The organism is Gemmobacter lutimaris, assembly GCF_003570715.1.
Lineage (GTDB): Bacteria > Pseudomonadota > Alphaproteobacteria > Rhodobacterales > Rhodobacteraceae > Gemmobacter > Gemmobacter lutimaris.
In genome coordinates this window covers 90,125-116,255 of record NZ_QXXQ01000010.1, presented here as the reverse complement: position 1 = coordinate 116,255, position 26,131 = coordinate 90,125, and the positions used below count along the sequence as shown (strand labels likewise).

General features: G+C 65.8%; 23 protein-coding genes. 13 read left to right on the top strand and 10 right to left on the bottom strand.

The genetic code is table 11. The features are described 5' to 3' along the window. Positions 1-54 precede the first annotated feature (54 nt). The 8 genes from D2N39_RS16215 (at position 55) to D2N39_RS16180 (ending at position 8,925) form a co-directional block, all read left to right on the top strand. Complete coding sequence (locus tag D2N39_RS16215) at positions 55-1,662, top strand: AMP-binding protein (RefSeq protein WP_119135830.1); 1,608 nt, start codon at positions 55-57, stop codon at positions 1,660-1,662. A gap of 17 nt (positions 1,663-1,679) precedes the next feature. Further along, complete coding sequence (locus tag D2N39_RS16210) at positions 1,680-2,105, top strand: organic hydroperoxide resistance protein (protein ID WP_119135829.1); 426 nt, start codon at positions 1,680-1,682, stop codon at positions 2,103-2,105. Between the two features lie 4 nt (positions 2,106-2,109). Next, positions 2,110-3,279, top strand: coding sequence for a thiolase family protein (locus D2N39_RS16205; protein WP_119135828.1), 1,170 nt, complete (start codon positions 2,110-2,112; stop codon positions 3,277-3,279). After that, positions 3,279-4,514: an SDR family NAD(P)-dependent oxidoreductase gene (locus tag D2N39_RS16200; RefSeq protein ID WP_199725271.1), complete on the top strand. Its 1,236-nt coding sequence runs from the start codon at positions 3,279-3,281 to the stop codon at positions 4,512-4,514. Before D2N39_RS16205 ends, D2N39_RS16200 begins: the two co-directional genes overlap by 1 nt. Positions 4,515-4,524: 10 nt before the next feature. Next, positions 4,525-5,304, top strand: coding sequence for a cyclase family protein (locus tag D2N39_RS16195; protein WP_119135826.1), 780 nt, complete (start codon positions 4,525-4,527; stop codon positions 5,302-5,304). Then, positions 5,305-6,093 (top strand): aspartate/glutamate racemase family protein, encoded by a 789-nt coding sequence (locus D2N39_RS16190; protein ID WP_119135825.1) that lies wholly within the window; start codon positions 5,305-5,307, stop codon positions 6,091-6,093. A gap of 127 nt (positions 6,094-6,220) precedes the next feature. Then, on the top strand, positions 6,221-7,312 hold the full coding sequence (locus D2N39_RS16185) for an LLM class flavin-dependent oxidoreductase (protein WP_119135824.1): 1,092 nt from the start codon (positions 6,221-6,223) through the stop codon (positions 7,310-7,312). Next, entirely contained in the window at positions 7,309-8,925 is a 1,617-nt protein-coding gene (locus D2N39_RS16180) for an AMP-binding protein (RefSeq protein ID WP_119135823.1), read from the top strand. The genes D2N39_RS16185 and D2N39_RS16180 overlap by 4 nt, the downstream gene beginning before the upstream one ends. On the opposite strand, the gene fba is transcribed toward D2N39_RS16180, so the two are convergent. The 5 genes from fba to D2N39_RS16155 form a co-directional block, all read right to left on the bottom strand. Continuing rightward, positions 8,919-9,953, bottom strand: coding sequence for a class II fructose-bisphosphate aldolase (fba, locus tag D2N39_RS16175; protein WP_119135822.1), 1,035 nt, complete (start codon positions 9,951-9,953; stop codon positions 8,919-8,921). The genes D2N39_RS16180 and fba overlap by 7 nt on opposite strands. A 4-nt stretch (positions 9,954-9,957) precedes the next feature. Beyond that, on the bottom strand, positions 9,958-10,950 hold the full coding sequence (locus D2N39_RS16170; protein WP_325048514.1) for a class 1 fructose-bisphosphatase: 993 nt from the start codon (positions 10,948-10,950) through the stop codon (positions 9,958-9,960). A gap of 63 nt (positions 10,951-11,013) precedes the next feature. Continuing rightward, positions 11,014-11,475 (bottom strand): D-erythrulose-4-phosphate isomerase, encoded by a 462-nt coding sequence (gene derI / locus D2N39_RS16165; protein WP_119135821.1) that lies wholly within the window; start codon positions 11,473-11,475, stop codon positions 11,014-11,016. A gap of 11 nt (positions 11,476-11,486) precedes the next feature. After that, positions 11,487-12,251, bottom strand: coding sequence for a triose-phosphate isomerase (locus D2N39_RS16160; RefSeq protein WP_119135820.1), 765 nt, complete (start codon positions 12,249-12,251; stop codon positions 11,487-11,489). A 3-nt stretch (positions 12,252-12,254) separates the two neighbouring features. Beyond that, positions 12,255-13,019 carry a DeoR/GlpR family DNA-binding transcription regulator gene (locus D2N39_RS16155; RefSeq protein WP_119135872.1) on the bottom strand — a complete coding sequence of 255 codons (765 nt, stop codon included), beginning with the start codon at positions 13,017-13,019 and terminating at the stop codon, positions 12,255-12,257. A gap of 141 nt (positions 13,020-13,160) precedes the next feature. Between D2N39_RS16155 and tkt the strand changes: the two genes are divergently transcribed. Beyond that, positions 13,161-15,179: a transketolase gene (gene tkt, locus D2N39_RS16150; RefSeq protein ID WP_119135819.1), complete on the top strand. Its 2,019-nt coding sequence runs from the start codon at positions 13,161-13,163 to the stop codon at positions 15,177-15,179. Here tkt and D2N39_RS16145 read toward each other — a convergent pair. The 5 genes from D2N39_RS16145 to D2N39_RS16125 are packed head-to-tail and all read right to left on the bottom strand — an operon-like array spanning position 15,176 to position 21,365. After that, positions 15,176-16,135 carry a sugar-binding transcriptional regulator gene (locus tag D2N39_RS16145; protein WP_119135818.1) on the bottom strand — a complete coding sequence of 320 codons (960 nt, stop codon included), beginning with the start codon at positions 16,133-16,135 and terminating at the stop codon, positions 15,176-15,178. The two genes, tkt and D2N39_RS16145, sit on opposite strands and share 4 nt — an antisense overlap. A gap of 10 nt (positions 16,136-16,145) precedes the next feature. Continuing rightward, the gene (locus D2N39_RS16140; RefSeq protein WP_119135817.1) at positions 16,146-17,288 is read right to left on the bottom strand and encodes an iron-containing alcohol dehydrogenase; all 1,143 of its coding nucleotides are present in this window, start codon (positions 17,286-17,288) and stop codon (positions 16,146-16,148) included. Positions 17,289-17,313: 25 nt separating this feature from the next. Then, positions 17,314-18,246, bottom strand: coding sequence for a sugar phosphate isomerase/epimerase family protein (locus D2N39_RS16135; protein WP_119135816.1), 933 nt, complete (start codon positions 18,244-18,246; stop codon positions 17,314-17,316). A gap of 7 nt (positions 18,247-18,253) precedes the next feature. After that, a complete protein-coding gene (locus D2N39_RS16130) occupies positions 18,254-19,765 on the bottom strand; it encodes a glycerol-3-phosphate dehydrogenase (protein WP_119135815.1) in 1,512 nt (503 codons plus the stop codon). 1 nt (position 19,766) lies between these two features. Next, entirely contained in the window at positions 19,767-21,365 is a 1,599-nt protein-coding gene (locus D2N39_RS16125; protein WP_119135814.1) for an FGGY-family carbohydrate kinase, read from the bottom strand. Positions 21,366-21,772: 407 nt separating this feature from the next. Here D2N39_RS16125 and D2N39_RS16120 point away from each other — a divergent pair, with 407 nt between their 5' ends. The 4 genes from D2N39_RS16120 (at position 21,773) to D2N39_RS16105 (ending at position 26,087) form a co-directional block, all read left to right on the top strand. Then, positions 21,773-22,429 carry a DUF2291 family protein gene (locus D2N39_RS16120; RefSeq protein WP_119135813.1) on the top strand — a complete coding sequence of 219 codons (657 nt, stop codon included), beginning with the start codon at positions 21,773-21,775 and terminating at the stop codon, positions 22,427-22,429. After that, positions 22,426-23,967: a sugar ABC transporter ATP-binding protein gene (locus tag D2N39_RS16115; protein ID WP_119135812.1), complete on the top strand. Its 1,542-nt coding sequence runs from the start codon at positions 22,426-22,428 to the stop codon at positions 23,965-23,967. The genes D2N39_RS16120 and D2N39_RS16115 overlap by 4 nt, the downstream gene beginning before the upstream one ends. Before the next feature lie 37 nt (positions 23,968-24,004). Further along, positions 24,005-25,045: an ABC transporter permease gene (locus tag D2N39_RS16110; RefSeq protein WP_119135811.1), complete on the top strand. Its 1,041-nt coding sequence runs from the start codon at positions 24,005-24,007 to the stop codon at positions 25,043-25,045. Between the two features lie 94 nt (positions 25,046-25,139). Next, positions 25,140-26,087, top strand: coding sequence for a D-ribose ABC transporter substrate-binding protein (locus D2N39_RS16105; RefSeq protein WP_199725270.1), 948 nt, complete (start codon positions 25,140-25,142; stop codon positions 26,085-26,087). The last annotated feature ends 44 nt before the right edge of the window (positions 26,088-26,131 follow it).

The following is a 26,131-nucleotide window of genomic DNA, read 5'->3' as shown; positions in this document are numbered from 1 at the left end:
AATTGGAACGATGGGACAACGGCCCCTAAGCTGATCGAAAGAACAGAGGTGCCCATGCTGCTGCCGACGCCCTTTCATGCCTTCGACCGCAAGGCGAAAACCCGCCCAGATCTGCCCTTCGTCATGGCCCCGGCCAGCGCGGGCCTGCCGTATGCGCCGGAAGGGTTCAGCTATACTTACGGCGCGGCGGCGGAGCAGATTGCTGCCCTGCGCGCGGGCTATGCGGCGGCGGGTTACGGCCATGGGTCGCGCGTCGCGTTGATCTTGCAGAATCGGCCGGAGTTCCTGTTTCACTGGCTGGCGCTGAATGCGCTTGGCGCCTCCATCGTGCCGGTGAATGCCGATATGCGCCCCGACGAGCTGCGCTATCAGATGGAGAAATCGCAGGCAGAACTGATGGTGGCGCTACCCGAATTCGACGCGCTGGTGCTGGCCGGGTGCCCCGAGGATATGCCGCGCAGCCATCCCGGCGCAGCCATCCCGCCTGCGAAGGCAACCCGCCCCGCCGCCGAAGGCCAGCCGGGCGACGAATGCGCACTGCTGTTCACCTCGGGCAGCACCGGGATGCCGAAAGCCTGCATCCTGTCGAACTACTATTTCATGAATGTCGCCGACTGGTATGTCTCGACCGAAGGGATGGGCGGGCTGGCGGAGGATTGCGAGGTTTCGCTGACGCCGCTGCCGTTCTTCCACATGAATGCGCTGGGCTGCACGGCGGTCGGGATGATGGTCGTCGGCGGCTGCATCGTCGCGCTTGACCGCTTCCACGCCTCGCGCTGGTGGCAGACGGTGGCCGACAGCGGCGCGACCATCGTGCATGCTCTGGGCGTCATTCCGGCGATCCTGCTGCAACTACCGCCCCACCCGGCCGAAACCGCGCATAAGGCGCGCTTTGCCTTCAGTCCCGGCGTCGATGCCGCGCACAAGATTGAATTCGAGCGGCGCTATGGCCTGCCGATCCTTGAAGGCTGGGCGATGACCGAAACAGGCGGCACCGGCGTCACCTGCACCTTCGGCGTCGATTGCCCGCCCGGCCAGCGCTGCATCGGTGTCGCGCGCAGTGGCATGGACTGGCGGCTGGTGGATGACGAGGGCCGCGATGTGCCCACCGGCACCCCCGGCGAATTGTGGGTGCGGGCCAAGGGCGACGACCCGCGCAAGGGGTTCTTCACTGGCTATCTGGGCGATGAAAAGGCCACGGGCGAGGCCTGGGAGGGCGGTTGGTTCCATACCGGCGATGTGATGAGCGTCGATGCCGAAGGCCGGTTCTATTTCGTCGATCGCAAGAAAAGCATCGTGCGGCGGTCGGGTGAGAATATCTCGGCGCTGGAGGTGGAGATGGCACTGATCGCCGATCCGGCGGTGAAAACCGCTGCCGTCACGCCGGTTACCGATGACACGCGCGGCGAAGAGGTGTTTGCTTTCGTGGTGACGGAAGCTGCCGCCGACGCTGCCGCTGCAAATGCGCTGCTGGAACGTCTGGCGGCGAAGCTGAGTTACCACAAGCTGCCCGGCTGGCTTGCCTATACCAAGGCTCTGCCGGTCAGCTCGACCAACAAGCTTTTGCGCGGCGTGCTGAAATCTGATGCGGCCGAGGCGGTGGCATCGGGCCGCGCCTTCGATCTGAGGTCGGAAAAGACCGCGCTGCGCAAGAAGGCATGACAGGAAAGGACACGCGAATGACCCCCGAGAAAATCCTCTATACGGCTGAAATGACCTCGACCGCCGGACGTCAGGGCACGTCCAGCCGCCCTGACGGCAGCTTCCCGCTGGCGCTGACCATCCCGAAGGAACTGGGCGGTCCGGGCGGCGAAGGCACCAACCCCGAAGAGCTGTTCGCGGCGGGCTATTCGGCCTGTTTCATCGGCGCGCTGAAGCTGGTGGGGCGGCAGAAGAAAGTCAGCCTGCCGGATGACCTGAAGGTGACTGCCAAGGTCGGAATGGGGCCGGTGCCCACCGGCTATGGCCTGACGGTGGAACTGATCATCCACCTGCCGGGTGTCGAGCCGGCGCTGGCGCAGGAAATCGTGGAGGGCGCGCATCAGCGGTGCCCCTATTCCAATGCGACGCGCGGCAATATCGACGTGACGCTGACGCTGGTCTGACCGGATGGCGCGGCGCGGGTATGAGGATGTCGTGCTGACGGTGCCGGTGACGGTGCCCTATCAGCGCTATTCGGTCGAAAGCACCGCCTGGTGGGCCGGGCGGGCGCTGGCTGCGCTGGCTGCGGGCGCGGGGATGAGCCATCGGGACTTCGACGGCTTTTCCTTCGCCAGCTTTTCCGCCGCGCCGGACAGTGCCATCGGCCTGACCCAGCATTTCGGCCTGTCGCCGCGCTTTCTGGATTTCGTGCCGCTGGGCGGGGTGGCGGGGGTTGTCAGCCTCCGCCGCGCTGCGCGGGCGGTGCAGATGGGCGATGCCGATGTGGTGGCCTGCGTCGCCGCCGAAACCAACGGCGTGCATACTTTCCGCTACGGGCTGGAGAATTTCAGCCGCTTCTCGCAGGATGCCGTCTATCCCTATGGGGCGGGCGGGCCGAATGTGTCTTTCGCGCTGATCTGCCAGAACTACATGGCCCAGACCGGCGCAACGCGCGAGGATTTCGGCAAGCTCTGCGTCGCCATGCGGGACAATGCGTTGAAGAACCCCAATGCGCTGATGAAGAAACCGCTGACCCTGGCGCAATATCTGGAGGCCCGCGCTATCGCGCCGCCGATCCACCTGTTCGATTGCGTGATGCCCTGCGCGGGGGCCGAGGCGTTTCTGGTGATGCGCGAGGCAACCGCGAAGGCGCAGGGCCTGCCCTATGCGCATCTTCTGGGCAGTATTGAACGGCACAATGCCTTTGCCGAAGACCCGGTGCAGATGCGCGGCGGCTGGGCGAAGGACATGCCAGAGCTTTACGCCATGGCGGGCACCACGCCAACGGGGATCGACGTCGTGAACACCTATGACGATTACCCCTTCGTCTGCATGATGCAGTTCGAGGATCTGGGCTTTTGCAAGAAGGGCGAGGCGTCCGATTTCGTGCAGGCGCATGATTTCACCATCGCCGGGGATTTTCCGCATAACACCTGTGGCGGGCAGTTGTCGGCCGGGCAGGCGGGTTGCGGTGGCGGGCACATGGGCATTGTCGAGGTGCTACGGCAGGTCACCGGACAAGCCGGGCCGACGCAGGTTTCGGGTGCGAAACGCGGTCTGGCCTCGGGCTTTGGCATGATCAACTTCGACCGGGGGCTTGGCTCGGGCGCAGTGATCCTTGGCGGGGAGGGCGCGTGATGGCTCCGCTTCAACCACCGCGTCGCAAAGATCCGCTGAAACGCACGCGGCTGCCGCTGTTGCCGCCGGGCCAGCGCAGCCGTGCGGCGCATCACCTGACCGCTGCCGCCGCCGAGGGGCGCTTTGCCCTGCCGCGCTGTGCCGCTTGTGGCACCTTCCACTTCCCGGTGCGCGAGGCCTGTCCCGACTGCCTGTCGGCGCGGATCGAGATGGTAGAGGCACCGGCGGGTGCCACCGTCCTGTCACAGACCACCGCCGAGGTGCCCGCCGACAATTACTTCCGCGAGCGCGCGCCCTGGCGGGTGGGGCTGGTGAAAATGGATGCCGGGCCGACTGCGCTGGTGCATCTGCATCCCGAAGGCATTGCCGGGTCGCGGGTGCGGCTGGCGCTGATGCTGGACCGTGCCGGGCAGGCGGTGCTTTATGCGGGGCCGGAACAGAAGGGGGCCGATCCGATGACCGATCCGCAATGGCGGGAAATGACCGCCGATCCCCTGCATCGCCGGGTGCTGATCACCGATGCGCGCAGCTTCGCCGCTCCGGCGCTGGCAAAGGCGCTGGTGGCGGCGGGCGCGCGCGAGGTGCGGCTGGGCCTGCCCGAGGCGTGGAAGCCCTTTGCGGCGGAGAAGCTGACCGCCCTGCCGGGCGTGAGCGTGGTGCCGCTGGATCTGGGCTCGGAACGGTCTGTCGCCGATCATGTGCGCGACTACGGCGGCAAGACCGAGATCGTGATCAATACCGCCGATCATATGCGCCCCGGTGGCGCGCTGGGGGGCAGCCTGACCGCCACGCGCGACGCGATGGAGGCGGTGGTCTTTGACCCGATGCGGCTGGCACAGGCGCTGGCCCCCGCGATGATCGGGCGCGGCGCCGACGGGCCGACCGGGGCGGCGGCCTGGGTCAACCTGCTGTCGGTGCATGCGCTGGCGCCTTCGCCGGCGCTGGCCGGCTGGTCGGCGGCGCAGGCGGCGGCGCTGGCCTGGTCGCACAGCCTGCGGGCTGATCTGGCACAGGGCGGAGTGAAGCTTCTGAACCTGTTTTGTGGCCCGACAGACAGTGACTGGTTCCAGACCTGGCCGCAGCCGAAGGTCGGCGGCGCGGCTGTTGCCTCTGCCGCCGTATCCGGGCTGAAACGCGGGCTGGAGGAAATGTTCGTGGGCGATGTCGCCAAGGACATTCAGGCCCGGCTGGCTGCCAACCCCAAGGCGGTCGAACGCGAAATGCGGCAGGGATGAGGAGCATCGCATGACCAATCCGTTGACCTTGCTTGTCTCGGCGCTCGGTTCCGGCGTGGTGGAGGTGGTGGACCTGACGCAGACCCTGCGCGAGGACAGCCCCACCATCGTGCTGCCGCCGGAATTTGGCGCCTCGGCCCCGGTGCGGATCGAACGCATCTCGCGTTACGATGCCAATGGCCCGGCGTGGTATTGGAACAATCTCAGCTTCGGCGAACATACCGGCACACATTTTGATGCGCCTGTGCATTGGTTCACCGGCCGCGACCTGCCGCTGAACACGGTCGATACCCTGCCGGTGGCGGATATGATTGCCCCGGCCTGTGTGATCGACTGCTCGGTGGAAAGCGCCGACCCGGATTTCCTGCTGACCATCGCCCATGTCGAGGCATGGGAGGCGAAACACGGTCGCATCCCGGCGCGCGCCTGGGTGCTGATGCGGAGCGACTGGTCGAAACGGCAGGGCGCGGCTTATGCCAACCTGCGCGACGATGGCGCCCATACCCCCGGCCCCGATGCCGCGGTGATGCGCTGGCTGGTCGAGGAGCGCGGCATCCTTGGCTTCGGCACCGAAACCATCGGCACCGATGCCGGGCAGGGCGGGCATCTGACGCCGCCCTATCCCGCGCATCACTATCTGCATGGCGCGGGGCGCTACGGGCTGCAATGCCTTGCCGCGCTGGACCGCCTGCCGCCGACCGGGGCGGTGATCCTCGCCGCGCCGCTGAAGGTTCATGAAGGTTCGGGCAGCCCGCTGCGGGTGCTGGCCCTGATCCCGAAGGAGGGATGAATGCGCATCTACTGGCAAAGTTTCATCGACGCCACGGCCAGCGCGGCCTATCTGGCGAAGCTCTCGTCCTATCTGAACGAGATCGCCAGCCCCGGCACCACGGTCGAGGTGCATGGCATCTCGCCCCCCGACCGCGGCTTCGGTCGACTGTCAGAGTTCCGCTGCGCCGTGCAGGCGGTGGATCAGGGCATTCAGGCCGAGGCCGACGGCTATGACGCCATCGTCATGGGGCATTTTCAGGACCCCGGCCTTTACGAGCTGAAATCGGCGGTGGGCATCCCGGTCATCGGCACCGGCGAGGCGACGCTGCATCTGGCGGCGCAGCTGGGGCGGATGATCGCGCTGGTCTCGCTGGACGACGTTTACCGCAACATGCACCGCGAACAGGCCGATCTTTACGGCCTTGGCCACCGGATCAGCCATATCGCCGGGTTGAACATTCTGCCGTCGGATTTCTCGGCCGCCTTCGCGGGCGACGAGGTGGCGAAGGCGCGGATGATCGACGGCTTCCGCAAGGTGGCCGAACCGATGGTGGAAGGTGGCGCCGATGTCATCGTGCCGGCGGGCGTGTTGCCGGGGCTGCTGATCGGCGGTGAATACGGGCTGAAAGTCGGCGCCGCGCCGGTGGTGAACTGCGCTGCCGTCGCGCTGATGCAGGCGGAAATGCAGGTGCGGCTACACCGGCTGAACGGGCTGGAGCCGAACCGAGGACCGCATTGCTGCCGCGCGCCGGAACAGGCGATGGGCGATTTCCGCCAGCTTGCGGCGCAGGGCTTCCGGCGCGGCTGATAAACCGCTGTGGTCATGTATTTCATACTTGAAATATTGACCACAGTCTCTAGTCTGATCCCGACGCGCGCCTCCATTCCCCCTGACCGACTGACCTATGGTCAGCCGCCTTTTTAACGAGGCTCCGATGACGCGACTGCATCCCTTGAAAGGCCCCAACAAGCTGAAGCTCGGTATCTTTGCGGCCAATGCCGACGGCGGGCTGGCGATAACCGATGTGCCCGAACGCTGGCGCGCGCTGTGGAATGACAACCTGTCGGCTGCGCAGATCGCTGACCGCGCGGGGATTGATTTCTTCCTGCCTATCGCCCGCTGGGCCGGGTTCGGCGGCAAGAACAAGGTGCGCGAATGGTCGTATGAGACCTTCACCTGGGCGGCGGGGCTTGCGGCGGCGACGCAGCGGATCGGGCTGTTCATGACGGTGCATGTGCCGATCGTGCATCCGCTTTACGCCGCCAAGGCGCTGGCGACGGTAGACCATATCTCGGGCGGGCGGGCCGGGCTGAACATCGTCTGCGGCTGGAACCCGAAGGAATTCGGGATGTTCAACATCCCGCTGGTGGAAAAGGGCTATGATCAGGCCTCGGAATGGCTGCAGATAATCGAGCAGGTCTATGCCGCCGAGGGGCCGATTGATTTCAACGGTGATTTCTACCAGCTGAAACAGGCGGTCAGTCGCCCCGCTAGCCTGCAATCTCCGCGTCCGGTGACGATGAACGCGGCTTTCGGTGGCCCCGGCCGCGACTTCGCGGCGGCGCATTGTGAATATCTGTTCACAACATTCACCGAGATTGCCGAGGCAGGCAAGCATGTCGCGGATATTCGCGGCCGCGCCGAAAAGGTAGGCCGTGATGTTGGCTGTTATACCGTCTGTCATGTGGTCTGCCGCGAAACGCAGGCCGAAGCGGAAGAGTATTACGAACGCTATGCCGTGACACTGGCGGATAAGGAGGCCGTCGATCAGCATATGGCCGGCAAGAAGGAATTCTCGCATTCCCACGACGCCGATGCCTATGACCGCTATCGCAAGCGTTTTGCCGGTGGGGCGGGCAGCTATCCGCTGGTCGGCACGCCGGAAAAGATCGTCGAGGAAATGAAGGCGATTTCCGAACAGGGCTATGCCGGGATTGCGCTGTCCTTCGCCAACTACCTGTATGAACTGCCCTATTTCTGCGACAGGGTTCTGCCGCTTCTGCAAAAGGCGGGTCTGCGCACATGACGACGATTGCCGCGCTGCTGGCTGAAAAGGCCGCCGAACGCCCCGATGCACCGCTGTTCCTGCTGCCTGCCTCGGTTCAGGCGCTGTGGGGCGCGAAAGCGTGCTGGAGCTATGGCGAGGTTCAGGCCGAAGTGGCGCGGCTGGCCTCTGCCTTCGCGGCGGCGGGCTATGGGCCGGGACATCGGGTGGCGCTGCTGCTGGAAAACCGGCCCGAGCATTTCCTGCACTGGCTGGCGCTGAACAGCCTTGGCATCAGCGCGGTGCCGCTGAACCCCGATGGCAGCGCCGAGGAGTTCGGCTATGTGCTGGGCCATAGTGGTGCGGTTCTGGCGATTGCGCTGGAAGCGCGGGCGGGTCATGTCCGCACCGCCGCCGCGCCGCTGGGCCTGCCGGTGATCGGGCCCGGCGAGGTGCCGCCCCCGGCCCCGGCTGCCCCCGGCGGCCAGACGGGCGAGGAAGCCGAGGCGGCGCTGGTCTATACCTCTGGCACGACGGGCAAGCCCAAGGGCTGCATCCTGTCGAACCTTTACTTCCTGAACTGGGGACGATGGTATGCCGCGCAGGGCGGCGCGATCTCGCTGCGTCCTTGGGCCGAGCGGTTGATGACGCCGCTGCCGGCGTTTCACGTCAATGCCTCGGGCCATTCCTTCATGGGGATGCTGACCACCGGCGGGGCGCAGGTGATCGTGGATCGCTTTCATCCCCGCAACTGGTGGTACGAGGCGGCAGAGACGGGGGCGACCTGCTTCCACTATCTTGGCGTCATGCCCGCCATCCTGCTGGAACTGCCGGAAGGCCCCGAGGATCGCGCGCATGGGATGCGGTTTGGTCTGGGTGGCGGTGTGCATCCCGATCACCATGCGGTGTTCGAAGCGCGCTATGGTGTGCCGCTGCTGGAAGGCTGGGCAATGACGGAAACCGGCGGTGCCTGCGTGCTGTGCGCATGGGAGGAGCCGCGCGTTCTGGGCAGCCGTTGCATCGGCAACCCTGCGCGCCCCGGCCCGGCGATGGAGGCGCGCGTGGTCGATGACATGGGCGCCGATGTGCCCGACGGAACGCCGGGCGAGCTTTGGGTGCGGGCGGCGGGGGACGATCCGCGCCGGGGGCTGTTCTCGGGCTATCTGAAGAACGCCGAGGCCACGGCGGAGGCATGGGCGGGCGGCTGGTTCCATACCGGAGATGTGGTGATCCGCGACGCCGGGGGGCGGCTTTACTTCAACGACCGCAAGAAGAACATCATCCGCCGCTCGGGCGAGAATATTGCGGCCATCGAGGTTGAGGGCGCGGTGGCCTCTTGCGCCGGTGTCGCACAGGTTGCCGTGGTCGCCATGCCCGAGCCGCTGCGCGGCGAGGAGGTTCTGGCCGTCATCGTGCCCAAGACCGGGCAGGACGAGGCGGCGCTGGCGCAGGCTGTGTTCGACCGGTGCGCGACGCAGCTCAGCTATTTCAAGGTGCCGGGGGTGGTCGTGTTCGTGGACAGCCTGCCCACGACCTCGACCCAGAAGCTGCGGCGCGCCGATCTGGGCGCGCTGGCCGAGGCGCCCTTGGCGGCGCCCCGCAGTCATGACCTGCGGGCGCGCAAGCAGGGCCTGCGCGCCCGGTCGGATCAGTAGCGTTTCGCCATGACTTCGACCGGCATGACGCGGATCTTGTCGGCGTTGCCAGCGGTGCCGAAAGCCTCGAACCGCTGCTTGCAGACCTCGGTCATCATGCCCATCGCCGCCTTCAGATATTTGCGCGGGTCGAACTCGGCCGGATCTTCCGCAAAAGATTTGCGGATCGCGGCGGTCGCGGCAAGGCGGTTGTCGGTGTCGATGTTGATCTTGCGCACGCCCGATTTGATGCCGCGCTGGATTTCCTCGACCGGCACGCCCCATGTCGGCTTGATGTCGCCGCCATAGGCATTGATGATCTTTTGCAGATCCTCGGGCACCGAGGACGAGCCGTGCATCACCAGATGGGTGTTCGGCAGGCGGCGGTGAATTTCCTCGATGACGTGCATCGCAAGGATGTCGCCGTCGGGTTTGCGGGTGAACTTGTAAGCGCCATGCGAGGTGCCCATGGCGATGGCCAGCGCATCGACGCCGGTTTCGGCCACGAATTTCTCGGCTTCGGCCGGGTCGGTCAGAAGCTGATCATGGCTCAGCTTCTCGGTCGCGCCATGGCCGTCTTCCTGATCGCCCATCCCGGTTTCAAGGCTGCCCAGAACGCCCAGCTCGCCCTCGACCGACACGCCGCAGGCATGGGCCATATCGACCACCGCCTTGGTGATGTTGCGGTTATAGGCGTAGTCGGCAGGGGTCTTGCCGTCCTCTTTCAGCGACCCGTCCATCATCACCGAGGTGAAGCCGTTCTGGATGGCGGTCGCGCAGGTGGCAAGGTTGTTGCCGTGGTCAAGGTGCATGCAGACCGGGATGTTCGGGTAGGTTTCGGTCAGGCCGTCGATCAGGCGGGCCAGAACGCGGTCACCGGCGTAAGAGCGGGCGCCGCGGCTCGCCTGAATGATGACCGGCGAATTGGTCGCCTTCGCGGCGGCCATGATGGCCAGCCCCTGTTCCATGTTCGAGATGTTGAAGGCGGGAACGCCGTAGCCGTTTTCGGCGGCGTGGTCGAGCAGTTGGCGAAGCGTGATCCGGGCCATGGAATCATCCTTGTCGGGGGTTGGGGGCGCCGAGGTAGGTGCCGATTGTATCGACCTCTTCCGCGGCGCCGAAGATCAAAGCGGTATTTTCGTGCAAGGCTTGCGGCTGCCGGTCGAGGATCGGCATCGCGCCATCGGTGGCCTTGCCGCCGGCCTGTTCCATCAGGAAAGCGATGGGCGCGGCTTCATAGACCAGCCGCAGGCGGCCGTTTTCATATCCCTTGCGGCGGTCGGCGGGATAGAGGAACACGCCGCCCTGCAGCAGGATGCGGTGTAGTTCGCCCACCGCCGCCGCCAGCCAGCGCATGTTGAAATCCTTGCCGCGCGGGCCTTCCTTGCCGGCGCGCAGGTCGCGCGCCCAGGCTTGCAGCCCCTCGGGCCAGTGCCGTTCGTTCGAGGCGTTATAGGCGATGCTTTTCGTTTCCGGCTTCAGCGTCACGCCCTCGCGGGCAATGCGAAAGCCGTTCAGCTCGCGGTCGAAGGTGGCGATGATCACGCCTTCGCCCAACGAGAAGCCGAAGTCGCAGCTATGCCCGAAAGAGGCATAGCCCGCCGCCACGATGGCGCGGCCGGTCCGCAGAAAGCCCTCGGGCGCGGCGGGCAGGATGGAAAACAGCATCCCCAGCGGCGCGCCGATTCCGATAGAGCCGGAGCCGTCGATCGGGTCGATGGCCACGTCGAAGGTGCCCTCGGGCGCAAGGTCGATCACCGCCTCGGCTTCTTCCGACAGCACCTTGCGCACACCGGCGGCGGCAAGGGCCGCCAGCATGTGATCATGCGCGGCAACGTCCAGCGCCTTCTGCTTGTCGCCGGAATCGTTGGTGCCGACGATGGTCTCGGGGTCGCCATGCAGGCGCCCGGCGGCCAGCCGGTCGGCCAGCGGTGGCAAGGCATGGGCGAGTGCCGCGACGATAGCCGCCGCCCCGCCGCGCGCGCGCAGGTATTCGTCCAGCGGCGTGCCGGTGGCAGCGCCGTCATTGGGCAGGCGAAGCATCATTGCCCCTTTCGGATTTGCAGGGGTGCGGGCCAACGCACCCCGTCAAGCTCTCTCATCAAGCGATTACCGCTTGTTGTACTTCGCGTCCACCTCATCAATGGCGCAAACATTGCTGGCGGACCGGCCATTCGCGTCAAAATTCATCGTTTCGGCCAACCATGCATCCGCAATAGCCTTCGCAAGCTCCGTTCCGATGACGCGGGCGCCCATAGTGATGATCTGCGCATTATTCGACAGCGCGGCGCGTTCGGCGGAATAGGTGTCATGCGTCAGCGCGGCGCGGATGCCCGGCACCTTGTTCGCCGCGATGCAGACGCCGATGCCGGTGCCACAGACAAGGATCGCCCGGTCATAGGTGCCGGCCAGAACCGCGCTCGCCACGCGGTCCGAGAGGTTGGCGTAGAAGGTATCGGGGCCGGCATCGGTGCGGCTGATCTCGGCCACATCGTGCTTGCCTTTCAGGTAGTCGGCCAGAACCTTGGCCAGACCTTCACCCGCGCTGTCGCCTGCAATTGCCAGTTTCATGTCGTGATCCTTCACAGTTTGGCGGCGCAGCGGGCCAGAATGTCGAGGTAACCTTCGACATTCCACGCCGAGCGCCCGATGAACAGCCCGTCGATATGCGGGCAGGAAATGAGTTCCTCGCAGTTGCCCGGATTGACCGAGCCGCCGTAGAGGCAGGGGATGCGGCGGCCGAGCACGTCTTCGGCCACCGCGATGATCTCGGCCTGACGCGCATCGGCGTAATCGGAGGTCGCGGGGATGCCGTTCACCCCGATGGCCCAGACGGGTTCATACGCCAGCAGGATCTGCGCCTGTTTCTGCGCCCCCGAAAGCTTGCCCAGGGCGCCACGCACCTGCGTCTCCAGCACCTCTTGCGCGCGACCTGATTCGCGCTCAGCCAGCGTTTCGCCGATGCAGATCAGCGGGATCAGCCCGTGACGCACCGCCGCCTCGGTCTTGAGGCCGACGGTCTTGTCGGTCTCGCCGAAATGTTCGCGCCGTTCGCTGTGGCCCAGTTCCACGATGTCCAGCCCGCAATCCTTCAGCATCAGGGGCGAAACCTCGCCGGTCCAGGCACCGTCATCGGCCCAATGCATGTTCTGCGCACCGACCTTGACGCTGGTATCGGCCAGCGCCGCCTTGACTTCGCGCACAAGGGTGAAGGGCGGTATGACAAAGCGCTGGATGCGCGGGTCGCGTGCGGCGTCGGCAGCGCGCAGCCCTTCGGCGAAGGCGCGGCCATCGGTCAGCAGCTTGTTCATCTTCCAGCTTGTGCCGATCCAGACTTGCGGTTCCATGTGTCAATCCTTGGCGATGGTCAGGGCGATCCCCGCGCGGTCCAGCGCGGCGCGATCCTCGGGCGCGGGGGCATCGTCGGTGATGATGGTGTCGAATTCCGTCAGGTCGGCCAGCACATGCAGCGCCGAGCGGCCGAAACGGGTGTGGTTTACCAGCAGGCAGCAGCGGGCCGAAGCCGCCATCATGGCGCGCTTAGCGCGCACCACGGCGTCATCCATGTGAAAGGCTTGCAGGCCCGAGACGGCAGGGGAGGAGATGAAGGCGATGTCGGCGCGCAGCCGCGCCAGCGCGCCCTCGGTCACCACGCCGAAAAAGCCGTTGAACTTGGCGCTGAACACGCCGCCCAGCGCGATGAGGGTGATCCCGGCTTCATTGCGCAGCCGGTCGATGATGGCGGCGTTGTTGGTAATGACGGTCAGCGGCCGCTTTTCCACCAGCGAGGCACCCAGCAGTGCGGCCATGGAGCCATCGTTGATCATCACTGTCATGCCCGGTTCGATCAGCTCCAGTGCTGCGCGGGCCATGCGGGCCTTGGCGGCGCCGTCCTGCAATTCGCGGATGCGGAAATCGCTTTCGAACTGGGTTCCCGCCTCGATGGTGGCGCCGCCGCGCACCTTGCGCAGCAGGCCCGCCTGTTCCAGATCGTCCAGATCGCGGTGAATGGTCATTTTCGACACGGCAAAGCGGTCGGCCAGGTCATCCAGATCGACGGCGCGCGCCTCGACCAGCAGATCCATGATCGCCTGTCTGCGTTCCTCGCGCTTCACGATTCCCTCCTGCTGCTGATGGCTTTCTAACATGGGCGCGGCATATCACAACATGATTATTGTTATTTTGTGATTTATGATGTGATTTTTGTTGTGAAATCACAGAGCGGAAGTTACGTTAGCGCAAACAGGAGGACGCCCATGCCGATGGACAACGCCATCGCGGCCAAGGCCGCGCTTGACCCGCAGAACTTTGCGCTTGCCAACTGCCTGCGCGCGCTGGCCATCGACGCGGTGGAGGCGGCGAAATCCGGTCATCCCGGCGCACCGATGGGGATGGCGGATGCGGCTGCCGTGCTGTTCCGCAAGCACCTGAAATTTGACGCGAAGAATCCCGGATGGCCGGATCGCGATCGTTTCGTGCTGTCGAACGGCCATGCCTCGATGCTGCTTTACGGGCTGCTGCATCTGACCGGCTATGAGGATATGACGCTGGATCAGATCCGCAATTTCCGGCAATGGGGCGCGATTACGGCGGGCCACCCGGAATATGGCCATGCGCAAGGGATCGAGGTCACGACCGGGCCGCTGGGGCAGGGCATAGCCACCGCCGTTGGCATGGCGCTGGCGGAACAGCGGCTGGCGGCCGAGTTCGGCGCCGATCTGGTGGACCACCATACCTATGTGTTTCTGGGCGATGGCTGCCTGCAAGAGGGCATCGGGCAAGAAGCGATCAGCCTTGCCGGACATCTAGGGCTGGGCAAGCTGATCGTGCTTTACGATGACAATGCCATCACCATTGATGGGCCAACGTCAGTCAGTTTCTCCGAGGATGTGCCTGCGCGTCTGCGGGCCTGTGGATGGCATGTGCAAAGCTGCGATGGCCATGACGGGCAGGCGCTGGATGCAGCCATCGCGGCGGCCAAGGCGGAAACCGCGAAGCCCTCGCTGATCGCCCTGAAAACCGTGATCGGCTTCGGTTCGCCCGGCAAGGCAGGCACCTATGCGGTGCATGGCGCCCCGCTGGGCACGGCGGAGGCAGAGGCGACCAAGGCGGCGCTGGGCTGGACTGCTGCGCCGTTTGAAATTCCCGCCGAATTGGGCGCCGAATGGCGGGCCATCGGGGTGCGCGGGGCTGCGGACCGTGCGGCATGGGAGGCACGCCTTGCCGCCCGCCCCGAGTCGGAACGCACCGAATTTCTGCGCCGCCTGTCGTGCGATCTGCCTGCCGGTTATGAGGCGGCACTGGCCAAAGCGCGTGCGACACTTTTTGCCCAGCCGAAGAAAGCCGCCACCCGCAAGGCCAGCCAGATGGCGCTGGAGGCACTGACCCCGGCGCTGCCTGAAATGATCGGCGGCTCGGCTGATCTGACCGGGTCGAACCTCACGCGCGTTCCGGCGGTGGACAGCCAGTATACGCGCGAGGCGCCGGGCCGTTACATCGGCTATGGCGTGCGCGAATTCGGGATGGCTGCGGCGATGAACGGCTTCGCCCTGCATGGCGGGTTCCTCCCTTATGGTGGCACGTTCCTTGTGTTTTCCGACTATTGCCGCAATGCGATCCGGCTTTCGGCGCTGATGGGGCTGGGGGTCGTCTATGTGATGACGCATGACAGCATCGGTCTGGGCGAGGACGGTCCGACCCACCAGCCGATCGAACACATGGCCTCGTTGCGCGCCATTCCGGGGCTGACGGTGTTCCGCCCCGCCGATGTGGTGGAAACGCTGGAAGCCTGGGATATCGCCATTCGCAACCGCCATGTGCCCTCGCTGATGGCGCTGTCGCGTCAGGACGTGCCGCAACTGCGTCTGGAGGCGGGAGCCGAAAACCTGACCGCGAAGGGCGCCTATGTGATCCGCCAGTTCGGCGAAGGGCGGGATGTGACGCTGATCGCCACCGGCACCGAGGTCGCGTTGGCGGTCGAGGCGGCCGAGGCGCTGCATGGCGAAGGCATGGCGGTCGCTGTCGTCTCGATGCCGTCGTGGGAACTGTTCGAGGCGCAGAGCGCCGAATACCGTGCCATTGTGATGGGCGATGCCCCCCGCATCGCGGTCGAGGCTGCGGGCAAGTTCGGCTGGACCCGCTATGTCGCATCGGAGGATGACGTGATCGGTATGCCCGGCTTCGGCGCCTCTGCCCCGGCAGAGCGGCTGTATCAGGAGTTTGGCATCACCAAAGAGGCGATCATGGCGCGGGCGAAGCTTTTGGCGCGGGGCTAGCCCGCGTCCGCCATCAATGCCATGGCGGTGGCCTCGTCGGTGATGAGGCCCCGCAACCGCCCGCTGTTCAATACCGCCCGCACAGCCGCCACCTTGCCCGGACCGCCTGCGATGGCGACGACATGGCTGCCCTCTGGCCCGTCCAGATCCACGGCCAAGGTCCGTGCCGTCAGCGTGGTTTCCAGCACATGCCCGGTGGCGTCGAAGAAATGGCCCAGCATCTCGCCCGCGCCGCCCGCCGCATTGATCTCGGCGATCTCGCGCGGCTCGATCATGCCCGAGGCAACAAGCTGTGCATCGGCGTCGGCGGTGCCGATGCCCACCACCTTCAGCCCGGCGCCGTTTGACATGTCGAACACCTCGCGCACGCCGGGTTGTGCCAGCAGGATCGCCCGGTCCTCGGCCGAATTGGCGAAGAAGGGCACCGGCATGACATAGGATTGCGCGCCGGTCTTTTCGGCCATGCGGTGCATCACGTCATGCGGGTTGGCGGCGTAGTTCCGCGTCAACCCGCCCAGAAGCGAGACGAAGCGCGTGCCCCCGGCGTCAAAGCGCGGCAGTTGCTGAACGGCGGCGGCGAGCGTTCGGCCATGGCCAAGGCCGATCACCGCATGTTCACCGCTTTCAATGACCCGCCGCAGGAAGCCCGCGCCCGCCAGGCCCAGCGCGCGCAGCGGCAGCCCTTCTTCCCCCAGATCGGGGGCAACCTCGCAGCTTTCCAGCCCGTAGCGGGTGGCCAACTGTTGCTCCAGTTCCACGCATTCGACAATCGCGCCGTCGATGGACACCTTGACCGCACCGTCCGCCACCGCCCGCGCGATCAGCCGGTGGGTTTTCACCGAGGGCAGGCCCAGCCGTTTCGCCACGGCGGCCTGTGTCAGCCCGCCCGCGTAATGCAGCCAGGCCGCGCGGATGGCGAGGCTTTCCTCGGGGTCAAGCGGGCTGCGGCGGGCCATGGGCTTCCTTTCAGGCGGCGGCGTCTTGGACGGCGACAAGATCGGCTTCCGACAGAGCCGCCGGATTGGCCTTCATCGAGGACGAAGTGGCGGCGGCCTGTGCCGCTGCGGCGCGGGCCTTTGGACCGATGCCTTGCGCGGCCAGGCCGGGCAGACCGGCGCTTTGCGACCATACAGACAGAGCCTGTGCGGCACTGTCCATGTCGGGCGCCGTGTCGAAGGCTGCGGCAAGCCAGCCTGCCACCCGGTCCAGCCGCGCCGGATCGGTCACCGCACGGCGATTGGCGCGCAGCACATGCGGCAGAAGCGCGCCGCAGATCGCGCCATGCGCGGCGCCGGTCAGCCCGCCAAGCGGGCCGGCCAGCCCGTGCACGGCGCCCAGCCCGGCATTGGCCAGCGCGAGGCCGCCGCACAGGCTTACCCAAGCCATTTCGTCGCGCGCCGGTGCGTCCTCGCCCTGCATCAGCCGTTGCAGCGCCGCCAGACCGCGCGGGATGGCATCGGCGCAAAGCGCATCGGTCAGCGGGTTGGCGCGGGTGCTGGTGAAAGGCTCGATTACCTGCGTGATCGCATCCAGCCCCGAGGCGAGCGTTATGGCGCGCGGGCAGCCATCGGTCAGCGCCGGATCGACCAGCGCCAGACGCGGCAGCATCCGCGCGTCGCGCAGGCTGACCTTGCGGGCGTGATCCGGCACGCCGATCACAGCGTTGCGCGTGACCTCGGCCCCGGTGCCGGCCGTGGTGGGGATGGCAACGAAGGGCAGGGGGGGCACATCCAGCGGCAGGCCAAGGCCCACGACCTCCAGATGGTCCAGCATCGGGCGCGGGGCGGGCACCATGGCGGCGATGGCCTTGCCCGCGTCGATCACCGCCCCGCCGCCGAGGGCCACGACGACTTCGGCGCCCGTGGTGCGGGCCAGTGCCACCCCGGCCTCGATCAGCGGCACATCGGGTTCACGCGGCACGGCGATATGCGTGACCGTGCAACCTGCTGCTGCCAGCGCGGAGGCCAGTGGCGCCGCACGGGCAGGTGTCGCCCCGCCAACCAGCAGGACACGCCGCCCCAAGGCCGCGATGCGGCCCGGTGCCTCGACCAGCTTTCCGCGTCCGAACAGGATTTCGGTTGCGGTGGCGAAGGCGAAGGCTTGGGTCATCGGCGGGCTCCGGGGTTATGCGACCTCAGATATTCAGGTTTTGCGCGCCGCTGTCGATATGCGGCGCCCAGAAAGCCACGCTTTCGGCGATCTGCGCGATCACCTGCCGGTCATTCGGCTCGCGTTCCTTGAAGCTGAGTTCAAGGCAGATCTCGTTATCCATCGCGCCGCCTTCGGCAAAGGCGGCCAGCAGCGGTTCGGGCTGGATCGAGCCTTTGGCGTTGAAGGCGGCCGTAAAGGGGCGGTGGCCCGATTTGTCCATCATCGACTGCTTGATATGGATGATCGGGCTGACCTTCGGCACCGCCCGCGCCCAGGCGTAAGGGTCGGTATCGGCGGGGTTGGGGCTGGTCACATCGCCATGGTCAATGTCGGCCATCATCCACATCGGCACGGCCATATGCGCCGCCGTCAGCCGGTCTTGCAGCGCCAGCGCGGCGGCGATGGTTTCGCCAAATTCGCGGCCCACGCTCATCGGTTCCCAGAACACATAGCGCAGCCCGGCGGATTTGGCGTGTTCCGCCACCTCGGCCCAGCAGTCGATCGCGGTCTGGATCAGCGCCTCGCGCCGCGCCGGATCGTCGTAATCCTGATAGGTGAAGATGGCGAATTGTGTGCCGACCGAAGTGCCGCCCAAATCGGCGGTGATGTCGGCGAAGGTCTTGAACCAGTCCATATAATAGCGCCGCACGTCGCGGTCGGGATGGCCGAAATGGTTGAGCCGCCCATAAGGCCCGGTCATGCCGCTGGTCACCCGCACCCCGGTGCGCGCCAGCGCGGCGCCCATCTGCCGGGTCAGGCGGCGGATCACCGGGGCGGGCCAGCTCGGGTTGATGAACTCATGCGTCAGTTGCAGGTCGCGGATGCGCAGGTCGCGCGCCACGGTGTCGATCAGGTCATCGGGATCGGCGAAGCGGTTTACCAGCGGATTGGTATTGAGCGAAAGCGTCAGGGCCATGGGAACCTCAGGCGGCAAGGCGGGCGGCGTCGAACCAGTCGGCAAAGGCGGCGCGCTGGTCGGCGGTCAGGTGCAGGTAATGCTTGGTGCGGCGATAAAGGATGTCCTCGGCCGTGCGGGCCCATTCCTTGGTGGTCAGGTAACGCACTTCGGCCTCGTAAAGGTTGCCGCCGAAATGACGGCCCAGCCCGGCCAGTCCAGTCGCCGCGCCCACCACATCATGGGTCCGCGCGCCGTAAAGCCGACCGTAATGCTGCACCAGATTGCGCGGCATCCAAGGGTAGCTGTCGCGCAGGCCGTTGGCGAAGGTCTCGTAATCCGCGCCGGGCATCTCGCCGCCGGGCAAGGGGGCATGCTGCGTCCAGTCATCACCCATTTTCGGGAAGATATGGCGCAGCCGGTGCAACCCACGCTCCGCCAGTTCGCGGAAAGTGGTGATCTTGCCACCGAAGACGTTCAGAAGTGGCGCGCCGCCGGTTTCGTCCAGATCAAAGACATAATCCCGCGTCACGGCCGAGGGGTTGCCCTTGCCATCGTCGAACAGCGGCCGCACGCCGGAAAAGCTGTGCAACACGTCGGAACGGCGCAGCTTTTCCTTGAAATAGCGGTTCACGGCGGCCAGCAGATAGTCGATTTCGGATTCGTCTGCCGCCACATCCTCGGCCCGGCCCTCATAGGCAATGTCGGTGGTGCCGATCAGCGCCTTGTCGCCCTCGTAGGGGTTGATGAAGATGACGCGCTTGTCGTGGTTCTGCACCAGATAGGCGTTCGATCCGGCCCACCATTTTGGCACGATGATATGGCTACCCTTCACCAGCCGGACATTGCGCGCCGAATTTGACCCGGCGACATTGTTGATCACTTCACTGACCCAGGGACCGGCGCAGTTCACAAGACATTTCGCGCGGAAGGTCCGGGTTTCGCCGGTGGCGCTGTCGCGGGTGATGATGGTCCAGCCGCCGTTTTCGCGCCGGGCCGAAATGGCAGGTGAGCGGGTCAGCACCTCGGCCCCCTTTTCCGCCGCGCCAAGCGCATTCAGTACCACAAGCCGCGCGTCATCCACCCAGCAATCGGAATATTCGAAACCGCGGGTGAACTGGTCGAGGATCGGCGTGCCCTCGGGGTCGCGGCGCAGGTCCAGCGTGCGGGTGCCGGGCAGTTTCTTGCGGCCGCCAAGGTGGTCGTAAAGAAAGAGGCCCAGCCGCACCAGCCATGCGGGCCGATCTTCGGGGCTGTGCGGCAGGACAAAGCGCATGGGCCAGATGATGTGCGGGGCTGCGTTCAGCAGCACCTCACGTTCGATCAGTGCCTCGCGCACCAGCCGGAATTCGTAATATTCCAGATAGCGCAAGCCGCCATGCACCAGCTTGCCGGAACGGGACGAGGTGCCCTCGGCCAGATCGTCCTTTTCGCACAGCACGACCGACAGGCCACGCCCGGCGGCATCGCGCGCGATACCGGCGCCGTTGATCCCGCCGCCGATGACGAACAGGTCGATCATTCCGGGTTCGGTGGTCATGTCAGTCTCCTTCATGGAACGACCGGGCGGCGGCCAGCGCGTCCCAGGCGGGGACAAGGCCACGCCGCGCGGCGGCAAAAGCGGGAAAGATGCGGCCATAGGCGGCGACCAGCCCGGGGTCGGGGGTCTCGGGCGCGCCCAGAAGCGGTGTGACCCAGTCGGCGATGCAGGCGTGCATGTCCGGGTAGGCGCCGATGGCGACGGCGGCCATCATGGCAGCGCCCGCCGCCCCGGCCTCTTCGCGGGCCGACACGCGCACCGGCGCGTCGATGGCAGCGGAGAGGATGCCACGCAGCCCGTGCGAGCGCGCGGCGCCGCCGGTCAGGCGCAACTCACCGGGCAGGCTGCCCATTGCGGCGTAACAGTCGCGCATGGCATGGCCCAGCCCCTCGGCCACGGCGCGCAGGATGTCGGGGTAACGGTGGTTCAGAGACAGGCCGGTGAAGCCCGCACGGGCATCGGCGTTGACGAAGGGACCGCGTTCGCCCGCGGCCGAGATATAGGGCATATAGACGATCTGCCCCGGCGCGCTTTGCGCCAGCCAACCGTCGATCCGGGCGACCAGATCGCGCGGGGCGGTGTCGTGGCCGAAGTCACGCAACACATCGGCGGCAAGACCCAGCGCCCAGTCGATGTTCAGCGTGGCGGCCATGTTGGTCTGCACCTGCGTGACCAGACCGGGCACCGGCAGACAGATCACATAGCCGGTGCCCTCGGCGTTCAGATGCACATTGCCTGCCGCAACCGCGCGCATGTGCACGCCGGTGGAGCCGACGGTGGAACAGGCTACATCGCCCGCCCCGCCCACGACGCCGGCGCCCAGTGCTGTCATCACCATGTCCACATAGCCAAGGCTGACCGGCGTGCCGGCCAGAAGCCCGGTCTGCGCGGCGGCCTCAGGTGTCAACAGATGGGTGACCTGCGTGCCGTCAATGATTTCGGGCAGCAGGTGGCGTTGCGCGGTCAGGCCCAGCGCGTCAATCACCGCATCGTCATAGGCGCGGTTGCGGAAATTGCCGAAGGTGAAGCTGGCCTCCGACGGATCGGTGGCGCGCACCCCGGTCAGGTTGAGATAAAGCCAGTCCTTGCAATGCAGCGCGACCTCGGCCTGTGCCAGAAGCTCGGGATGATGCGTCTGCATATGGGCAAGCTGGCTGCCCTGCTGGCAGGTGTTCAGCCCGGTGCCCGTCGCCTCGAATCTTGCGCGGTTCGCCGGGGTGGCGGCCAGTCGCGCAACAGTTGGTGCCGCGCGGGCATCCAGCCAGAGCCAGGCATCGCCTGCTGGCAGGTTGTGCGCCCCGACAAGCCATGTGCCATCGCCCTGCCCGGTGACGGCCAGCGCAGCGGTGCGGAAGGCCAGCCCTTCGACCTTCGCGCCCAGACCGCGCAGCGCGGCGGTGCAATCAGCCCAGGTATTGGCCAGCGATTGCGTCACCGCCCCGCCCGCGCCGTTGGCATAGCGATTCGGAACGGCCGCCGAATCGATCTGCCGTCCGGTCAGATCGAAGGCCACGGCCTTGATGACCGACGTGCCCGCATCAATGCCGATCAGCAGATCGCGCCCGGACCCTGACGATGCCCCGGAGTCTTCTGATGCCATACCCCTTGTCTCCCAGCTTCCACGCAGCACCAGAACGCCGCACGGTCGTTTCCCTTGCGCCCCCTCCGGCGCCGGTCATCCGTTTCATAGCACAGGTTTGCAGTGAATGTGTATTTTTTTGCGGACAGAGAAATTTATTTCAGTTAGGGTTGGAACTGTCAAGAATGGGCTGGCCGGGTTTCGCATTGCCGAAGGATGCGGCGCATCCGGGGGGAGACAGCCAGAACGACAGGTGCCGGGGAGGGGTGCATGCCGTTGAAAATGAAAGAAATCATGTCATATCAGGCAGGCCGCCGCACGGTTGGCGCCGGGCTGTATGTATCGGCCGGGTGCGCAGTTGCCGCGCGATTCGGTGGCTCGGGCCACCTGCATTCCGCTTGCCGCACCTCGATCAGGGAGAGCCGCTGATGAGCACCGTAAACACCCCCGCCCCCAAGGCGCCCGCCCCTTCACGCCGTGGTCTGATGATTGCTGTCGGGCTGGGCGTCGCGCTTCTGGCTGCCATGGCGCTGGATACCAAGGTGGTGCATCTGGGGTCTGATCTGGATGTCCGCCAGCAGGCATTTTCGCCCGACAGCTTTGGCGAGGCGGAATTCCCCCGCATTCAGGCCAATATCGAGGAGCGTGCGGTCGATGCGCTTCTGGTGGCGCCCGAGGCGCTGGCAGACAAGGCGGCGGCGGGTCAGAAATACGGCACCGTGTCTTCGACAGGGGCCATCATTCCGGTGAAGCTTTCGGGTGTGGTGGGCGAAGGCAAGTCAGGCGTCTACCAGCTTGCAGTCGAGGGTATGCCAGCGGAAATCAAGGTCCGGCTGCAAACCGGCCCGGCGATCAATGGCACCGATCTGCGCGATGCGCCGGGAGACATCGCTTTCGGGAATTTCAAGAACCAGATCGAATATCAGGACGCTGGTTCGGGCATAAACCGCGCCATGAAGAAGGCGGTGCTGGACGGGCTGGATACCGCATCGTTGCAAGGCAGGACGGTCGAGGTCATCGGCGCGTTCCGGCTGGTGAATCCGAAAAACTGGATGATCACTCCTGTTAGGATCACCGTGAAATGACCGATGTTCCGCAGCAGAAGCCGGATCTGGCCGAGGTCGTTCTGGCGGCCCGCAACGTGGCGAAATCCTACGGCAATGTGCACGCTCTGAAGGGCGTGAACTTCGACATCCATCGCGGGCAGGTGACCACGCTTTTCGGTGAGAATGGCGCGGGCAAATCGACGCTGATGAAGATCCTGTCGGGGGTGATCCAGCCGACCAGCGGCGAGATCATTCTGGATGGCAAGCCGGTTGCCTTCAACAATTCGACCGAGGCGCGGGATCGCGGCATTTCCATCATCCACCAGGAACTCAGCCTCGCCCCGAACCTGAGCGTGCGCGACAATATCTTCATGGGGCGCGAGATCATGGGCCCGACCGGCGTCGATTTCGCCGAGGAAGAACGTCAGGCCCGCCGCCTGATGGCAGAGCTTGAGGAAGACATCGACCCGCTGACCCCGGTGGAGGAGTTGCGCCTTGGCCAGCAGCAGATCGTGGAAATCGCCCGCGCCCTGTCGGTGGACAGCCGCATCCTGATCATGGACGAACCGACCAGCGCGCTTTCGGCCTCCGAGGTCGAGGTGCTGTTCAAGGTCATCCGCGACCTGACGGCCAAGGGCGTCAGCATCGTCTATATTTCGCACCATCTGGAAGAGGCGTTGCAGATCACCGATCATGCCGTGGTGCTGCGCGACGGCACCATGACCGCCTATGCGCCGCGCGCCGAGATCGACCTTGAGTGGATCGTCCGCAATATGGTGGGCGACAATTACGATCTGGGCAGCCCGCCCGAGGGGCATGTCTTTGGCGAAGTGGCCTTGTCGGTGCGTGACCTGACGGTGGCCGATCCCAAGGGCGGCGCCTTCAACGTGGTGGACCGGCTGTCGCTGGATCTGCGCGCGGGCGAGGTGGTCTGCATCTACGGGCTGATGGGCGCCGGGCGGACGGAGCTTCTGGAAACTGTGGCGGGCCGTCTGCGCGCCAGCAGCGGCGAAGTGGTGCTGGAGGGGCGCGAAATCTCGCATCTGTCCATCGCCGAACGCATTGCGCGCGGTCTTGCGCTGGTGCCCGAGGATCGGCAGCGCGACGGGCTGGTGCAGACCATGAGCGTGGGGGAAAACCTGTCGCTTGCCTCCATCGCCAGCTTTACCAAAGGGCTGTTCACCCAGAAGAAGGCCGAACGCGCGCTGATCGACGCCTCTATCCGAGAGGTGACGGTCAAGACTTCCGGCCCGGCCGCCGCCATCGGTTCACTCTCTGGCGGAAACCAGCAGAAGGTCGTCATCGGCAAGATGCTGGCCACGAAACCCCGCGTCATCATGCTGGACGAACCCTCGCGCGGCATCGACATCGGCGCCAAGGCCGAGGTGTTCAAGCTGCTGGCCGAAGAGGCGAAGCGCGGCCTTGCCGTGATCTATTCGACCTCGGAAGTCGGTGAATGCCTGTCGATCGCGCATCGGATCATCGTCATGCACAAGGGCCGCATCTCGGCCGAATTCGATTCCAACGTCAGCAAGGAAAAGATCATGGCCGCCTCGGGCGAGTCCGTGGCGGCCTGACGGCCGATCCTCAGCGACCAAGTAACGGAGCCATCCCATGTCGGATACCACACTCGCCCGCACGGCCGCCGCGAAACCCGCCTTCAGCCTTGGCCGGCTGCTGCTGGAAGGTCGCGCCTTCTTTGCGCTGATCCTGATCGTCGCCGTGTTTTCCTTTCTGTCGCCGAACTATTTCACGGTGTCGAACTTCCTCATCATGGCCAGCCATGTGGCGATTTACGGCATCTTGGCCGTGGGCATGCTGCTGGTGATCCTGAACGGCGGGATCGACCTGTCGGTCGGTTCGGTGCTGGCGCTTTCCGGCGTGATCGCCGGGGCGCTGATGCAGGGGGTGGAGATGCAGGCGCTGGGCGTCATCCTCTACCCGCCGGTCTGGGCGGTCGTGGTGCTGACCTGCGCGCTGGGCGCGGCGGTGGGCGCGGTGAACGGCGTGCTGATTGCCTGGTTCAAGGTGCCCGCCTTTGTCGCCACGCTGGGGGTGATGTATGTGGCGCGCGGCATCGCCCTGCTGATGACCAACGGCCTGACCTACAACAATCTTTCGGGGCGCCCGGAACTGGGCAACACCGGCTTCGACTGGCTGGGCTTCAACCGGCTGGCGGGCATTCCGATCTCGGTTCTGGTGCTGGCGGGAATTGCGGTTCTGGCGGGGCTGATGCTCAGCCGGTCGGCTTTCGGGCGCTGGCTCTACGCCTCGGGCGGCAATGAACGTGCGGCCGATCTGTCGGGCGTGCCGGTCAAGCGGGTGAAGATCACCGTCTACACCCTGTCGGGCATGCTGGCGGCGGTGGCGGGGCTGGTGCTGTCGTCGCAGCTCACCTCGGCCGGGCCGACCGCGGGCACCACCTATGAACTGACCGCCATCGCGGCGGTGGTCATCGGCGGCGCCGCGCTGACCGGCGGGCGCGGCACGGTGCGCGGCACCATGCTGGGCGCCTTCGTCATCGGCTTCCTGTCCGACGGGCTCGTGATCATCGGGGTCTCGTCCTACTGGCAGACCGTGTTCACCGGCGCGGTGATCGTGCTCGCGGTGCTGATGAACTCCATCCAATACGGCAAAGGGGCCCGCAAGGGCTGAGCCGGACCGACCTTCCCGACCGGGCCGGACCCAACCGGCCCGCGCGGAAAGCCTTGCCAAGACGGCAAACGACCAAACCAAGGGAGAGAGAACCATGCTGAAACTGACCCGCCGCGCCCTGATGGCCGCCGTGGCCGTGACCCCGCTGATGAGCTATGCCGCTGCAGCCGAGGGTCTGATCTCGATCATCGTCACCGACCCGGCGAACCCCTACTGGTTCACCGAGGGCGAAGTGGCCAAGGCCACCGCCGAAAGCATGGGCTACACGGCCAATGTTTCGGCCCACAAGGGCGACACGAACACCGAAAGCACGCTGATCGACACCGCGATCACCAACAAGTCGGCCGCCATCATCCTTGACCCGGCAAATGCCGATGGCTCCATCGGGGCCGTGAAGAAGGCCGTGGATGCGGGCATCCCGGTGATCCTCGTGAATGCCGAGATCAACCAGGAAGGCCTCGCCAAGGCGCAGCTCGTGTCGAACAACGCGCAAGGCGCCGCGCTGGGGGCGGAACAGTGGGTGGCCGATGTGGGCGACGCCGGCAAATATGTCGAGCTGTTCGGCAATCCGTCGGACAACAATGCCGCGACCCGTTCCAACGGCTATGAGACCGTCATCACCCAATACCCGGATCTGGAAAAGGTCGGCAAGGAAGTGGCGAACTGGGACCGCACCCAAGGGTATCAGAAGATGCAGTCGCTGCTGCAAGCCAACCCCGACATCATCGGTGTGATTTCGGGCAATGACGAGATGGCGCTGGGTGCGATTGCTGCGCTGAAAGAGGCGGGCAAGCTGGATCAGGTGAAGGTCGGCGGCTTTGACGGTTCGCCCGATGCGGTCGCGGCGGTGAAGGCGGGCGAGATGCAATATACCGTCCTGCAACCCGTCGCCGTGTTCTCGGCCGAAGCCGTGCGTCAGGCCGACAACGTGATCAAGACCGGCTCCACCGGCGCGGCGACCGAAAAGCAGCTTTTCGACTGCCTGCTGATCACCAAGGACAACGTGGACAAATACACTGCGGCCTTCACCCTGTCCGAGTGATTGATGGTCGGGGCGCTGCCGTGCGCCCCGACGTTCAGGCGGGG

What these genes read in the sequence shown, in the direction of transcription:
- D2N39_RS16140 (WP_119135817.1), bottom strand. Translation starts at nt 17,288, where the DNA reads ATGACCCAAGCCTTCGCCTTCGCCACCGCAACCGAAATCCTGTTCGGA.
- D2N39_RS16120 (WP_119135813.1), top strand. Translation starts at nt 21,773, where the DNA reads ATGAGCACCGTAAACACCCCCGCCCCCAAGGCGCCCGCCCCTTCACGC.
- derI (WP_119135821.1), bottom strand. Translation starts at nt 11,475, where the DNA reads ATGAAACTGGCAATTGCAGGCGACAGCGCGGGTGAAGGTCTGGCCAAG.
- D2N39_RS16110 (WP_119135811.1), top strand. Translation starts at nt 24,005, where the DNA reads ATGTCGGATACCACACTCGCCCGCACGGCCGCCGCGAAACCCGCCTTC.
- D2N39_RS16115 (WP_119135812.1), top strand. Translation starts at nt 22,426, where the DNA reads ATGACCGATGTTCCGCAGCAGAAGCCGGATCTGGCCGAGGTCGTTCTG.
- D2N39_RS16185 (WP_119135824.1), top strand. Translation starts at nt 6,221, where the DNA reads ATGACGCGACTGCATCCCTTGAAAGGCCCCAACAAGCTGAAGCTCGGT.
- D2N39_RS16190 (WP_119135825.1), top strand. Translation starts at nt 5,305, where the DNA reads ATGCGCATCTACTGGCAAAGTTTCATCGACGCCACGGCCAGCGCGGCC.
- D2N39_RS16215 (WP_119135830.1), top strand. Translation starts at nt 55, where the DNA reads ATGCTGCTGCCGACGCCCTTTCATGCCTTCGACCGCAAGGCGAAAACC.
- fba (WP_119135822.1), bottom strand. Translation starts at nt 9,953, where the DNA reads ATGGCCCGGATCACGCTTCGCCAACTGCTCGACCACGCCGCCGAAAAC.
- D2N39_RS16160 (WP_119135820.1), bottom strand. Translation starts at nt 12,251, where the DNA reads ATGGAACCGCAAGTCTGGATCGGCACAAGCTGGAAGATGAACAAGCTG.
- D2N39_RS16105 (WP_199725270.1), top strand. Translation starts at nt 25,140, where the DNA reads ATGCTGAAACTGACCCGCCGCGCCCTGATGGCCGCCGTGGCCGTGACC.
- D2N39_RS16180 (WP_119135823.1), top strand. Translation starts at nt 7,309, where the DNA reads ATGACGACGATTGCCGCGCTGCTGGCTGAAAAGGCCGCCGAACGCCCC.
- D2N39_RS16195 (WP_119135826.1), top strand. Translation starts at nt 4,525, where the DNA reads ATGACCAATCCGTTGACCTTGCTTGTCTCGGCGCTCGGTTCCGGCGTG.
- tkt (WP_119135819.1), top strand. Translation starts at nt 13,161, where the DNA reads ATGCCGATGGACAACGCCATCGCGGCCAAGGCCGCGCTTGACCCGCAG.
- D2N39_RS16125 (WP_119135814.1), bottom strand. Translation starts at nt 21,365, where the DNA reads ATGGCATCAGAAGACTCCGGGGCATCGTCAGGGTCCGGGCGCGATCTG.
- D2N39_RS16205 (WP_119135828.1), top strand. Translation starts at nt 2,110, where the DNA reads ATGGCGCGGCGCGGGTATGAGGATGTCGTGCTGACGGTGCCGGTGACG.
- D2N39_RS16145 (WP_119135818.1), bottom strand. Translation starts at nt 16,135, where the DNA reads ATGGCCCGCCGCAGCCCGCTTGACCCCGAGGAAAGCCTCGCCATCCGC.
- D2N39_RS16135 (WP_119135816.1), bottom strand. Translation starts at nt 18,246, where the DNA reads ATGGCCCTGACGCTTTCGCTCAATACCAATCCGCTGGTAAACCGCTTC.
- D2N39_RS16200 (WP_199725271.1), top strand. Translation starts at nt 3,279, where the DNA reads ATGGCTCCGCTTCAACCACCGCGTCGCAAAGATCCGCTGAAACGCACG.
- D2N39_RS16170 (WP_325048514.1), bottom strand. Translation starts at nt 10,950, where the DNA reads ATGATGCTTCGCCTGCCCAATGACGGCGCTGCCACCGGCACGCCGCTG.
- D2N39_RS16130 (WP_119135815.1), bottom strand. Translation starts at nt 19,765, where the DNA reads ATGACCACCGAACCCGGAATGATCGACCTGTTCGTCATCGGCGGCGGG.
- D2N39_RS16210 (WP_119135829.1), top strand. Translation starts at nt 1,680, where the DNA reads ATGACCCCCGAGAAAATCCTCTATACGGCTGAAATGACCTCGACCGCC.